At 55.0% G+C, this 12329-nt stretch carries 21 protein-coding genes and 1 pseudogene; all 22 read left to right on the top strand.

Going from position 1 to position 12329, the window contains the following annotated elements:
• The 22 genes and pseudogenes from VSQ30_RS09740 to terS all read left to right on the top strand — a co-directional run bounded on the left by VSQ30_RS09740 (position 1) and on the right by terS (position 12298).
• Positions 1 to 774 (top strand): DUF6273 domain-containing protein, encoded by a 774-nt coding sequence (locus VSQ30_RS09740; RefSeq protein WP_334463743.1) that lies wholly within the window; start codon positions 1 to 3, stop codon positions 772 to 774.
• A 437-nt stretch (positions 775 to 1211) separates the two neighbouring features.
• Positions 1212 to 2033: a rolling circle replication-associated protein gene (locus tag VSQ30_RS09745; protein WP_160265546.1), complete on the top strand. Its 822-nt coding sequence runs from the start codon at positions 1212 to 1214 to the stop codon at positions 2031 to 2033.
• 15 nt (positions 2034 to 2048) lie between these two features.
• Positions 2049 to 2234 (top strand): hypothetical protein, encoded by a 186-nt coding sequence (locus VSQ30_RS09750; RefSeq protein ID WP_160578465.1) that lies wholly within the window; start codon positions 2049 to 2051, stop codon positions 2232 to 2234.
• Entirely contained in the window at positions 2231 to 2452 is a 222-nt protein-coding gene (locus VSQ30_RS09755) for a hypothetical protein (protein ID WP_160265545.1), read from the top strand. The genes VSQ30_RS09750 and VSQ30_RS09755 overlap by 4 nt, the downstream gene beginning before the upstream one ends.
• Positions 2449 to 2991, top strand: a complete 543-nt coding sequence (locus VSQ30_RS09760) for a hydrolase (protein ID WP_160265544.1) — start codon at positions 2449 to 2451, stop codon at positions 2989 to 2991. The genes VSQ30_RS09755 and VSQ30_RS09760 overlap by 4 nt, the downstream gene beginning before the upstream one ends.
• A gap of 372 nt (positions 2992 to 3363) precedes the next feature.
• Complete coding sequence (locus VSQ30_RS09765) at positions 3364 to 3912, top strand: DUF2786 domain-containing protein (protein ID WP_161474301.1); 549 nt, start codon at positions 3364 to 3366, stop codon at positions 3910 to 3912.
• A complete protein-coding gene (locus tag VSQ30_RS09770; protein ID WP_334463748.1) occupies positions 3912 to 4511 on the top strand; it encodes a Holliday junction resolvase RecU in 600 nt (199 codons plus the stop codon). Before VSQ30_RS09765 ends, VSQ30_RS09770 begins: the two co-directional genes overlap by 1 nt.
• 103 nt (positions 4512 to 4614) lie before the next feature.
• Positions 4615 to 5301: a DNA-methyltransferase gene (locus VSQ30_RS09775; protein WP_334463750.1), complete on the top strand. Its 687-nt coding sequence runs from the start codon at positions 4615 to 4617 to the stop codon at positions 5299 to 5301.
• The gene (locus VSQ30_RS09780; RefSeq protein WP_334463752.1) at positions 5298 to 5594 is read left to right on the top strand and encodes a hypothetical protein; all 297 of its coding nucleotides are present in this window, start codon (positions 5298 to 5300) and stop codon (positions 5592 to 5594) included. The genes VSQ30_RS09775 and VSQ30_RS09780 overlap by 4 nt, the downstream gene beginning before the upstream one ends.
• A 14-nt stretch (positions 5595 to 5608) precedes the next feature.
• On the top strand, positions 5609 to 5821 hold the full coding sequence (locus VSQ30_RS09785; protein ID WP_334463755.1) for a hypothetical protein: 213 nt from the start codon (positions 5609 to 5611) through the stop codon (positions 5819 to 5821).
• 2 nt (positions 5822 to 5823) lie between these two features.
• On the top strand, positions 5824 to 6063 hold the full coding sequence (locus VSQ30_RS09790; RefSeq protein WP_334463756.1) for a hypothetical protein: 240 nt from the start codon (positions 5824 to 5826) through the stop codon (positions 6061 to 6063).
• A 26-nt stretch (positions 6064 to 6089) separates the two neighbouring features.
• Positions 6090 to 6173: pseudogene (locus VSQ30_RS09795) on the top strand (DNA N-6-adenine-methyltransferase); the annotation flags it as partial.
• Positions 6174 to 6181: 8 nt separating this feature from the next.
• Positions 6182 to 6520: a DNA N-6-adenine-methyltransferase gene (locus VSQ30_RS09800; protein ID WP_334463757.1), complete on the top strand. Its 339-nt coding sequence runs from the start codon at positions 6182 to 6184 to the stop codon at positions 6518 to 6520.
• A complete protein-coding gene (locus VSQ30_RS09805; protein ID WP_160265538.1) occupies positions 6517 to 6930 on the top strand; it encodes an ASCH domain-containing protein in 414 nt (137 codons plus the stop codon). Before VSQ30_RS09800 ends, VSQ30_RS09805 begins: the two co-directional genes overlap by 4 nt.
• Complete coding sequence (locus VSQ30_RS09810) at positions 6927 to 7535, top strand: hypothetical protein (RefSeq protein ID WP_160265537.1); 609 nt, start codon at positions 6927 to 6929, stop codon at positions 7533 to 7535. Before VSQ30_RS09805 ends, VSQ30_RS09810 begins: the two co-directional genes overlap by 4 nt.
• Positions 7536 to 7553: 18 nt before the next feature.
• Positions 7554 to 8036, top strand: coding sequence for a hypothetical protein (locus VSQ30_RS09815; protein ID WP_160265536.1), 483 nt, complete (start codon positions 7554 to 7556; stop codon positions 8034 to 8036).
• A complete protein-coding gene (locus VSQ30_RS09820; protein WP_160265535.1) occupies positions 8033 to 8254 on the top strand; it encodes a hypothetical protein in 222 nt (73 codons plus the stop codon). The genes VSQ30_RS09815 and VSQ30_RS09820 overlap by 4 nt, the downstream gene beginning before the upstream one ends.
• Positions 8255 to 8298: 44 nt before the next feature.
• Complete coding sequence (locus tag VSQ30_RS09825; RefSeq protein ID WP_160265534.1) at positions 8299 to 9069, top strand: ParA family protein; 771 nt, start codon at positions 8299 to 8301, stop codon at positions 9067 to 9069.
• A 33-nt stretch (positions 9070 to 9102) separates the two neighbouring features.
• Positions 9103 to 10311, top strand: coding sequence for a ParB/RepB/Spo0J family partition protein (locus VSQ30_RS09830; RefSeq protein WP_161474298.1), 1209 nt, complete (start codon positions 9103 to 9105; stop codon positions 10309 to 10311).
• Entirely contained in the window at positions 10304 to 10660 is a 357-nt protein-coding gene (locus tag VSQ30_RS09835; protein WP_120428234.1) for a hypothetical protein, read from the top strand. The genes VSQ30_RS09830 and VSQ30_RS09835 overlap by 8 nt, the downstream gene beginning before the upstream one ends.
• Before the next feature lie 27 nt (positions 10661 to 10687).
• Positions 10688 to 11161 carry a sigma-70 RNA polymerase sigma factor region 4 domain-containing protein gene (locus VSQ30_RS09840; protein WP_120428235.1) on the top strand — a complete coding sequence of 158 codons (474 nt, stop codon included), beginning with the start codon at positions 10688 to 10690 and terminating at the stop codon, positions 11159 to 11161.
• Positions 11162 to 11359: 198 nt separating this feature from the next.
• Positions 11360 to 12298, top strand: a complete 939-nt coding sequence (terS, locus tag VSQ30_RS09845; protein ID WP_120428236.1) for a phage terminase small subunit — start codon at positions 11360 to 11362, stop codon at positions 12296 to 12298.
• Positions 12299 to 12329 lie beyond the last annotated feature (31 nt).

A 12329-nucleotide genomic window follows, 5' to 3' on the forward strand; every position in this document is an offset into this window, starting at 1 on the left:
ATGAAAAGACTACAACTTTCAACCCTGAAAGACGGTGCGCGGTTCGTTTATGGCGGCGTGGAATGGGTCAAGCTTGAACATCTATACACTGAATCCGGCAAACTGGAAACGGTTGCCATTGCCGCCGAACCCGTCTTTGAACGGGCTTTCGATGAAGAAAACTGCAACGATTGGCGCAAGTCGTCCTTGCGCCGGGAACTGAACGGCCCGTTCCTTGACACGCTGATTGCAGAGGGCGCAGACCCGGCGGCGTTCAAGGAGTTTGAAAGCGATCTGACCGCCGACGACGGTATGACGGACTACGGAACCGCGCGGGACAAGATCGCCCTGATTACGTGCGATCTTTACCGCGAACACCGGGCTTTGCTTCCGAAAATCGGGTGCTGGTGGTGGACGCTGACCCCGTGGACGTGCGACCCTGAATACTCGTGCTACGTCCGCAACGTCATTTCCTCCGGCGCGATGGACTGGTACTTCGCGTACATCGGCCGCAGGGGCGTTCGCCCGCTTTGTCATTTGGAATCTTCAATCTTTGTATCTGTTCCAGATGAAGAGGGAATGCAGATGAACAGGGGCGAAGCTATCGAGGAAGCCCGCGACGCGGTGCTGGACACGCTGAACGACTACCCCGCGGACCTTTGGGGCGACGCGCTGGGCGCGGCGGTTGCGTCCCTCTTCCAATCAAAGCAGGACGCGGCAGACATGGCAGAGGAAGAAAAAGCAAGTCGAGAGATCAGCACGACCGAAACGGAACCGCCAGAGGGGATTTTTTAAGCCCGCCGCGGTAAAAACTGCATAAGAAAACCGCCCCGCGCGTTTTGAGAGAACGCGCGAAGCGGATTCCGCCGATGAAAATAAATCATCAATCAACCTATGGATAAAGTATAGCATAGATCGGCGGAAAAGTCAACAAAGAACGCCGTTTTTATGCGGCGTGGCGGGCTTGTAGTGGGTATTAAGATTCCGGCGAAAGCTTGTCCACGTCATACAGGAAGCAACGGGGAGATCAGCAGGGTTCGGCCCTTGCCCTTTGTTCTTTTCTCTTGTCTATATCTCTTCATACGCCGCCGAGGGTGATGGGGGGATTGCAAGGGGGGAAGAGGGAGGGGGCGATCATTGAACCCTCTTCCCCCCTTGCATGGATTAGTTAGCAGACAGCCGGAAACAGAACACGCCCGCTTCATTCATCGACAGAAAGAGGGTGAAGCACGGTGCGAAGTTTCATTCGTGAAAAGAAAATCTATTGCGGCAAGCAATATCGGGAGGTTGATATTTTTTCATACACCGACGCGCAATGCAGGGCAGTAAAACGCGGCACACGGTCAAAGAAGATCAAAGAATCGGAGCCGAAGCAAAAGAACCTGAACGACAAGAACGCCCGCCGCTATTTCATTCAGACCGCAAACTTGAATTTCGGGGACGACCCGGACGCGTTGCACGTGACGGCTACATATAGCGCGAAATATCTTCCAGCGACCATAGAGGAAGCCGAACGGGAAGTGACAAACTACTTGCGCCGGATTCAGTATCAGCGGAAGAAAGAGGGGTTGCCGCCCCTAAAGTATATGCTTGTCACGGCCTACGCCACAAAGAAAAACAGCGAAAAGCCCGTTCGCATTCACCATCATATCATCATGAACGGCGGACTTGATCGGGACGCGGTGGAAGAGTTGTGGCGCAAGCGAAAGCGCAAGGGGCAGAAAAAGGGCGACCGAATCGGCTATTGCAACGCCGACCGTCTGCAAGCAAGCGACGACGGCATTGCCGCCCTTTGCAATTACCTTGTCAAACAGGCTGGCGGGAAAAAGCGGTGGACATCTTCACACAATTTGGAGCGGCCCACAAGCCGAACGAACGACGGCAAGTACAATCGGCGGCAGATTGAGAAATGGGCGCGGGAGCGTCCGGGCCGGGAGTTTTGGGAAAAGAAATACCCCGGCTGGACCCTGACAGACAGCGATTACGGGGTTCAGTACGAATATAACGATTACACAGGCTGGTCAATCTATCTGAAATTGCGAAAGAAAGAATAGAAAGGGGTGGTTATCATGGGAAAGCCTTACAGGGAATGCCCCCATTGCGGGGCGCATTTGGACGCGGGCGAACGGTGCGATTGCGGGGAACCTGAACAACAGGAACAGACCGCGGCGGAAGAACGACCGCGAATGCGGCTGATTGCCGTTTGCCGGGAAGTGGACAAGGACACGGGCAGAATCGCCGTTATCTGCTTGTGACAAAGGACATCGAAAACGCCGCATACCGTGTCGAGCGGCTAAAGCGGTTAAAGGGTATCAACCTTTACGCACAGGCGGAGCGGAACGACCGAAAAGGCATTGTTCCGAACGCATTACAAAAAGAGTTCGCCCAGCGGTTTGTCTATGGGCGGTGCTATCTGAAAGAAAGCTGGGCCGAATACCTGACCCGGCATAAAGAAAAGAGGTTGCGGCAATGACGAACGCAAAACGCTTCAAGGAAATTTTCGTGTCGCAGATTGACCGCCCCGGCGCGGCTGATCTGATAGCATGGCTTGAAAGCACAGACTTTTTCACAGCCCCGGCAAGCACAAAACATCACGGCGCATTCCCCAGCGGGCTTGTCGGTCACAGTCTGAACGTATATTACGAACTGATTACACGGCAGAACGTCGGAACCCCGGAAAGCCGGGCCGTTTGCGCCCTACTGCATGACATTTGCAAGGCGGACTATTACGAACCGCAGGACGGCGGCGGGTATCAGGTGAAAGACCGCTTCCCGTTCGGACACGGTGAAAAGTCGGTTTTCCTGATTTCGCGGTTTATGCGGCTGACCGATGAAGAAGCCCTTGCAATCCGCTGGCACATGGGAGCGTATGACGACGCGGCCCGCGGCGGAAGCCGGACACTTTCGGCGGCAATGGCGGTTTCCCCTCTTGTCTATGAACTTCACGCAGCGGACATGAGGGCGACACAGCAGGAACAGCGGCAGGAAGCGGGGGCAGAAAATGAACAGTGATTACTTACGAAAACAGATCGAGCGGCAAAGCGACCTTTTGAAAAAAAGATGGAACGGCGAAGAGGGCGACCCGGACGTTTGGAATCTGGAATACATGATTACAGAGATTCGCCCCGGTTCCCGCGCATGGAATAGGGGGGTTATACGGTCCTTGCGGCGAGCAATTAAAGCTTTGGAGCGGGAGGGCAGAGAAAGCGGCGGGGGCTTGATATGCGCCGTATGCGGAAAGCCCGTCGAGCGGGTCAAGCCGTGCGGGTACGAACGCTGGCACGGGCAAGTTACTTGCGACGAATGTTGCGAAGAATGCTTTCGATCAGAGCCGTTCCCGTGTCGGGACCACGACGAACGAATGAAAGAGAAAGGGGCGGGAAAGTGACAACAGAGCGCGAACGGCTTTTACAGAAAATCAGGCACGTTCAGGAATTGGCGGAACGGGGCTTTGACGGCGAAAGAGAATCCGCCGCCGCGACGCTTGAACGACTGATGGGAAAATACAATATTTCAGAACAGGAAATTTCGCGGGAGTATCGGGAACTTGTGTGGTTTAGGTACAAAACTGCCATTGAAGAACGGTTGCTTGCACAAGTGATTTACAAGGTCACAGGAAAAATTGCTTCCGGGTGCGTCGGCGCGGGTTCAGGGCGGAAACACAAAAAGCTGGGCATGGAATGCAACCCGGCAGAGCGGTTAGAAATAGAATTTCTTTTTGAGTTCTACAAGCCCGCATTGGAAGAGGAACTAAAAAGGTTCCTGACAGCGTTTATGCACCTAAATCAAATATTCCCAGATGATGAATCCCCGCAAGCACCACAGCCAAGAACAATGACAAAAGCGGAACTAATGAAAATTGGAGCAATGATGATGGGCATGGACTATCACGAACCGAATTACCGAAAAGCACTTGAAAGGGGCGACGAATAGTGCAGATCGACAAGCGGCGTGCGGCCTTGCAGTATCAAAACAAGGTGAACAACGCGCAGGGGCATTTTTTCGAGGGGGCCATAAAAGCCGCGTGCGCCCTGTATTCGGAGCGGGAGCGGGCCGACGTGGACAAGACCCCCGAACCGTTCCGCGTCATAGAGAAAGGCCGCGACGGGATTTTCAAGGGGCGGTTCACAGCCCGCGCCCAGCCGGACTTTCAAGGAACCCTTGCGGGCGGGCGGTCAATCGTCTTTGAAGCAAAGTACACAACGACCGACCGCATGAAACGGGACGTTCTGACAAAGGAACAGCAGGACGCGCTGGAGCGTCACGCCGCCCGCGGTGCGCTTGCCGCGGTATGCGCCGGAATAGGCGACAAATTCTTTTTCGTGCCGTGGTCCGTATGGCGGGACATGAAAGCCCGATTCGGGCGAAAGTATGTGACTGCGGCGGACGTTGAGCCGTGGCGCGTGCGGTTCAATGGCGCGGTTCTCTTTCTTGACTATATCCACGAAAGGAGCGGGAACAATGCAGAAGCAGAAACAGCACAAGCGGAAATTAACGGTTCGGGTTACGCCGCAAACGGCGTTCAACCTTGAACGGCTTATGCAGATCAGCGGGCAGAAAACGCCGGGCCGGGTGGTTGACAAGCTGGTTCGGGAGAAAATGCTGGCGTTAAGGGGCCGCGGGGAGGAATAAGCCGTGTTTGACCTGAACCGCCTTTACAACGCTGATTGTATGGAAGCGATGAAAGAAATTCCCGACGGTTTCTTTCAGCTTGCTATATGCGACCCGCCTTATGGTATCGGGCATGACGGACAGCGCAAGCGGGTACATAACAACGTGAAGCACAACCGCAAGTTTCACGCCCGCAAGGGCTGGGACAGAGAAACGCCGCCGCCTGAATACTTCCGCGAACTGGAACGGGTTTCGGAGAATCAAATAATTTTCGGCGGGAATTACTTTGCCCCTATGCTGAAACGCGGGACAAAGGGCTGGGTGGTTTGGGACAAGGGCCAGCACGGGTTATCAATGAGCGATTGCGAACTTGCCTATTCGTCTTTTGACTGTCCGACGCGGGTTGTCGTTATCAATCGGGCAGAACTGCAACGGGACGGGGACACCATACACCCGACACAAAAGCCCGTCCGCCTGTATGAATGGATTTTGAAAAACTACGCCCGCCCCGGCGACAGAATCCTTGACACGCACGCCGGGAGCGCGTCAAGCCTGATTGCGTGCTGGCGACAGGGGTTCGAGTTTGTCGGCTTTGAGATCGACCGCGACTATTACGTGAAAGCGTCGGAGCGGTTAGCGTTGGAAATGGCACAAATTCGCCTTTGGGACTATGACACACAAACAAAGATCGGAACGGAGGAATCAACATGAACGCGGGAATTATTCTTGTCGCCGTCTATTGGGCGATCTTCACAGTGAAAAGACACTTCACGCCCCGCTTGACGGCGGCTATTAAGGCCAACACGTATGACCTGAACAGGAATGACCCGGAAGCAAAGCGGGCCGCACAGCGCAAGCGTGGGCCGCTTACGGCGGCGAAATGGGCCTTGCGTGCGACGGGGTGGCTTGAAAATATCGTGATTGCCCTTGTTATGGCGTGGCTTGTGTTCATCGTCGGCGCGGTGCTGACTGGAACCGTTGTCGTATTCGGGAAACCGTTTTAAGGGAGGTGGCGACGGTGAAATTGCAGGAATGCGCGAAATGCGGAAAGCAGATTGTAGAGGGCGAAACCGTTTGCCCGTGTTGCTTGAAAGAAACCGCGGAAGCCGCGGCCCGTGAATTGTGGGATATTGCAAAGATTTTAGAAATCACAGCAGGAACCGACGCGAATATTCGGGAAGCGGCGCAGGGTATCACAAACATTGCGGAAAAACTGGAAAGGGGGAAATAATCATGGAGTTTATCAGATTCATTCTTTCGGGGTTCTGGACGTGGGCCGGGTTTCTGATTCTGATTGTAGCGGCGGGGAATGCCGCCGCGGAGGTTATCAAGGCCATTCACCCGCCCCGGAAGATTGAAGCATACAGAATCGGCGAACGCTGGCACGTCCAGATCGAGGGCGCACGGCCCGGCGACGTTTCCGAAACGCTGAAAGCGGCGGGAACGGCAGACGAAACGGGGGCGGACGCATGAACGCCGCGCTTTTCAGCAGTAAGAAGATGGACTATTGCACGCCGCAAGCATTTTTCGACGCGCTGAACAGTGAATTTCATTTCACCCTTGACGCGGCGGCGACGGCGAAAAGTGCGAAATGCCCGGCGTACTACACACCCGAAACCGACGGGCTGAAAAGCCCGTGGAAAGTTGCGGGGGGGGGGGTGCTGTATTCTGTAACCCTCCATACGGGCGCGAAGTCGGCAAGTGGGTTCGCAAAGCCTATGAAGAAGCGCAGGGCGGCGCGACCGTCGTTTTGCTGATTCCGGCCCGGACAGACACAACATACTTTCACGACTACATATACGGGAAAGCTGAAATCAGGTTCATTCGCGGGCGGTTGCGCTTCACCGATGAAGAGGGCAACGCATACGCCCCCGCCCCGTTCCCGTCAATGGTGGTTGTCTACAATGGAGAAAAGGAGGTTCAGACGTGAAAGCCTACACGGTTTATCAACCCTACGCATACGCGACCGTTGCGGGGCTGAAACATTACGAAACCCGCCCACGGCGGACAAGCATTCGGGGCCGCGTCGCGGTTCATGCGGGGAAAGCAGAATTGAAGCGTGCAACAATGGGGCTTTCAGATAATGACTTTTGGGGCCTTATGCAAGCCGTCGGCGGGAAAACGGTATTGCCGCTGGGCGCAGTTGTCGGCACGGTTGAAATTGTCGATTGCGTCCCCGTGGAAGAGATCATGCACAAGCTGACCGAGCGGGAGCGGGTGCTGGGCGACTATTCGCCGGGGCGGTTCGCATGGGTGCTTCAAAACCCCATCATGTTTGAAAAGTCCATTCCGGCCCGCGGCAAGCAAGGCTGGTGGAATTGGGAGGGGGACGCGGAATGAAACTGAAAAAGGTTGTCGCCCTATGCAATAAAGCAAAGGGGTTCCGCCTGTTTGACAAGCTGGACAGCACGGGGGAAATCACGCAATGGCTGGGCGACGGTTACGCGATATACCCTTTGATCGGGCTTCCCATACTGGACGAAGAAACCCTTTGCGCCGTGTTCGACATATCGGAGAAACAGCGGGAAAACATCGTTGTTCGGCGATCTGAAATGCCGGAAGCGGTCAACGTGGACGACACAGACCCGGCGGAGCGGGTTTTGTGCGACGACGACTTTTCGATCATCTACGGCGGCGCGGAACTGCAACCGCTAAAGACCCGAAACGGAATCACGTTCATTCAGAGGAAATACCTTGCCCCGTTGGAGGACGTGCTGGACATGGTGCAACTATACGAGCGGGTCACGCCGGACGGTCAAAGCTATATCGCGGCGAAAGCGGGCCTTTTGCTTGCGGCGGTTATCTTCCCTTACAAAGTCGTGAATGAAAAGTTCGTAACGCGCCTTGAAGAAATGGCGCGGGAATGCCGCAAGGTGCTTGACGCGCCGCCGCCCGTCCGCCCATTGGAGCGGGACGACACGCAAGGGAACCTATTTGAAGCATAACAAGGACGGTGAAAATGAATGACTTATCAACCGAAAATTATTCGTTGCCGCCTGAACATGGCGTGCAAGACAATTCCTGAAATTCGGGAGAGATACGCCGGGCAGGGGCTTACTTATCGGGATTTCGAGAACATACAGCGGGCGAATGAACAGTTCGACGGCCTGATTCTCCCGCTTACCCTTTGGGAATATGACGACTATTCCGCGTATCACCTTTTCACATGGGACACAGCGGACGACGAACGCATGATGATGGCTTTGTATTACTCCGAACAGACCCACCCTTATCCCCGCTATAAGGACGCGCTGGACGCATTCAAAGCGGCGTGGGCCGCGGGCGAATATGATTCCGGCGGGTGCGTGATTGTCTTTGACCCGCGGGACGTGGAGGAAATCGAAGTCATAAGCGAAGAGGTAAAGCCGGAACAGGCCGCGCCGCCCTCCCCTCCCGCTCCACGGAAACAGGGAAAGAAAAAGAAGAAAGGCAGGAAACGGAAATGATAAAGGCACAGTTTAGCGCATTTTGCCCGCTTGAAATCGGCGACAAAATCAGGGACACAACGGGGAAGCTTCACACGATCACAGACATTGCGTGCGTTCATTACGTCCGCACGGGGAAAGTTGAATTTCGCTTTGAACTGGACCGTTCCGGGCAGTATGCCCCGATTGAGATTCAGGACGCGCCGCCGGAAGTGCGGGTGCATTTGATTCAGCGATAGACCCGCCGCCCGGCGGGGCAAAATCAGAACAGGAGGTTTGCACGGTGAAAATCATTTCAATTATCAACCTGAAAGGCGGCGTTGCAAAGACGCTGACCGCTGACAATATGGCGCACGTTCTTGCAGTTTTCCACAGTAAGCGGGTGTTGATTGTGGATAACGACAAGCAGGGCAACACGTCAAAAATGTTCGGGGTTCATTCCTACGACGACAAGAGCATTTCGGACGTACTGACCGCGCGCCGCATGGACATTCACGAAGCCATAAAGAAAACCCGTTTCGAGGGAATCGACGTACTGCCCGCAAATATGACCCTGATTCGCGCGAATCTGGAAGTTATGATGGACAGCACCCGCCCGCAACAAACGCGCTTGCGGGCCGCGCTGGACCCCATAGCGGGCGAATATGACTATTGCTTGATAGACAACGCCCCCGACATAAACATTTCGACCATAAACGCCCTTGTCGCGTCCGACGACGTGATTATTCCGCTCAAAATTGATAAATACGCCTTTGACGGTTTGGCGGAACTGAAAGAGCAGATCGAGGACACGCGGGACGACCTGAACCCCCGCTTGCGGCTTGCGGGTTGCCTGATTACCTGTTTTCAGCGCACAGACGCGGACAGGCAGGGCGAAGAGTGGTTGCGGAGCCAGCCCGAATACCCCGTTTTCGACACGCACATTCGCTATTCGGAGAAAGTCACCGAAAGCACCTTTTCCGAATCGCCCATTGCTGAATACAGCCGCCGGAGCGGGGCCGCAATGGACTATATAGCATTTGTGCGGGAGTATTTAGACCGCGGCAAGAAATAACGTGTCCGATTCGGACAGAAAGGGGCGTACATCATGGGAAAAGGTAAATTCAACCTGAATCAGATTTTAAGCGACGCGTCAAAAGCGGCGGCAAGCGGCGGGGCAACGGTCCCCCGCCCCGCTGAAAGCCGGATTGAAAGAATCAGCGTCTTTGACCTTGTGCCGTCGGAAGAAAATTTCTATTCCATGCGGGAGATCGACGAACTGAAAGCGGCAATCGAAATCGCCGGAAAAGTTCTGCAAAACCTTGTCGTCGTGCCGATGGACGGCGGGAAATATAAGGTCATAGCGGGACACAGGCGGCGGCTTGCGTCGATTGACCTTGTAGAAGAGGGAAAGCCGCAATTCGAGTTTGTACCGTGCGACATTGAGCCGAACGAGGAAGCGGCGGAAGATCAGGAAGTGCGCGACGGCCTTATGCTGATTGTCACAAATTCACAGCGGGAGAAAACCGCATGGGACAAGATCGAAGAAGTACGGTTCTTGCGGGAAGTGCTGGAGAAAGCACGCACAAAGCCCCGTTTCGTCGCCGTCCTGCAAAACATCGTTGCAACGGCGTTCGGCAGTGCAGAGGTTCAAGCAGACGGGACGCGGGACTTTATCGCAAAAGTGCTTCATACCAGCACAACACAGATCGGGAGGTATGACGCGATTATTCGGAACCTTTGCCCCGCATTCAAAGCGGAGTTGCAAGAGGACCGCATAAACATTTCGACGGCCTATGAACTTTCCGGCCTGAATCCGGCAGATCAGCAAGCGGCGTTTGAAGATTACAGGGCAAGCGGAGAAATCTCGATCAGAACCGCACGAGAGCGGAAGCAGGACACGCCGCCCGCGGTGGAAGTCAAGGAATCGCCCGCGCCCCCGATTGAATATCAGAAAGAGCCGCCAGCGTCCCCCGTAAGTGCGCCACAGCCCGCCGCACAGACCACGGAAACAAAGCGGCGGGAAGAAATGCCGCCAACAGTGGAAACGCCCGCAGAGGGCCGCACAGAGCCGCAGGAACAGCCGGAAACCGTCGAGCGGGATAAATCGCACGCCCCCTCTTCCCCGCCGCCTATAAGCGCGGAGCGGGCAGACAATCAAGGAATGAGCGTTGACCGCGCCGCCCTGCAATTAAAGAATCTGCTGGAATACTGCATGGGGAAAGGGGAATCTTTCGACCATTCGCGGGACTGGACGGCAGACGTTCACGCCCTTTATATAGCCCTTGAAGCTATGGAGGGCCGTGCCGATGAATAGCGAAAGGGAAATTCAAGGATATTTTGCCCGAATGACGCTGACGGACGATGAAGCACAGGCATTATATAACCTTGCGCGGGCATGGGCGGAAAGGGTTGCTTGCACCATAGAGGAAATCGCGGAAGAAATCGCATATATAATGCAGAAATCGGCGGAAACGCTGGTTGACCTTGCGGGGAAAATCCTTGAAGAGTTGGAAAAGGCGATTTCAGACATAGAAACGGAACCCCGCGCACGCCGCCGCAAAGCGGAGCGGGACAGGGCGCGACGCATTGAACAGAGATACCGGGCGGAAATCAGGCGGTGCGAACGGGAAAGGCCCTATCGCCGGATATACAAGCCGCCCTAAAAGCAGACACAGGAGGAAAAACAGACGATGAAGCGGGAAAAGGTTATTTCGGTTTTGCGGTTTTACCGTGACATTGAAAAATCAATCAAACTGAACGAGCGGGTTATAAAGAACCTTGAAGATCAGTATTACACGACGCTGGGCGCGGTAAATATGGACGGAATGCCCCACGGAAGCGGCGGGGGTGAAAGCCCCGTCGAGCGGGCCGCGCTGAACATTCCCCGTTCGGTTACGAACACGATTGAAAGCTTGAACCGGGAAAACAGCAGACTTGAAAAGATCGGGGCGGAAATCCTTTCGGAATTAAACCGACTGACATACCATGAAAGGGCGGTTGTTTTGGGGTTCTACATAGACGGCCTACAATGGGAACAGATTTCGGCACGGGTCAATTATAGCCCCCGTCAATGCCGGAATATTCGGAACAACGCTTTGAATCAGCTTGCAAGGCTTTTTTCACAGAACAAGGCGGTTTCGCGATTCAATTTCCCGCAAAAATAAGATTGCCACCCATTGCCTGATTTATCTGCTATAATTGGTATCGTGAAAAGTGAACACAACGAAACGGGCGGCGGAATCCTCCACGCCGCCCGCATGATGAAAAACGGACCATGTTTTGAACACGGCCCGTTTTTTATGCGCTTCCGCCGGGGTACGCAGGGCGGAAAATGAAAAACAAACGAAAGGGGGCGCGGGCGCATGGCACGCGAAAGAAGCCCGGCGCGGGACGAAGCCCGCCGGGTGTGGCTGGAATCCGGCGGGACCATGACCGCCCGACAGGTTGCGGAGAGCGTCGGCACGACCCCCGCACAGGTTCGCAAGTGGAAGAGCGCAGACGGGTGGCAAGCCGCGCTTGAAGCGCAGAAACCGCCCCGGAAACGCGGCGGACAACCGGGCAACAAGAACGCCGCGGGAGCGGGTGCGCCCGCAGGGAACAGGAATGCAGAAACACACGGCGCATATACCACGGTTCGCCTTGACGATCTCCAGCCGGAACAGCGGGCATATATTGAGAGCCTAACGCTGGACACAGAAACAAATATGCTTGAAGAGTTGCGACAGCTTTTAGCAAAGGAAATCGACCTGCAAAACAAGATTGCCACGCTTGAAGCGGCGGAGCCTGACAGCCTGTATATAGACCGCGTGGTGGAAATGAGAACGCCGAAAGGTCAAGAGCGGTTGAAGCAACAGCGGGAAAAGCTGGAAGCCCTGCAACGGGAAGAAGATTCCTTGCTTTGGGATATGGACGGCGGAGAGGGAGGAAAGCCGCCGACGCGCCAGCAGGAAAAGAAGCTGGAACGTCTGCAACGGGAGATTGCGGCCTTGCAGGACACCACAGGCGACAGGGCGCGGGAACTGGAAGAGAGCGCATATAACGTCACTATGCAGACGGTTATAAAAGCCAGCACGTTTGAACGAACGATGAAGCTTGAAGCAGAGTTGAACAAGATACACGGGCGCGTTATCAAACTGCTTGATTCAATCAAGGGATATGAACTGGAATGCCGCCGGGTGCGGCTTGAAGAACGCAAGTACAATCTTGCAAAGCAAAAATTATCCGGCGCATTCGAGATAAACCCGGAAACAGGCGAGATCGACGACGAAAGCGACGATCTTTCGGGCGATTTAGACGTGTGACTGCGGCCCGGCGATAGGTTCTTTCGGCGGC

The organism is Acutalibacter sp. JLR.KK004, assembly GCF_036941085.1.
GTDB lineage: Bacteria > Bacillota > Clostridia > Oscillospirales > Acutalibacteraceae > Acutalibacter.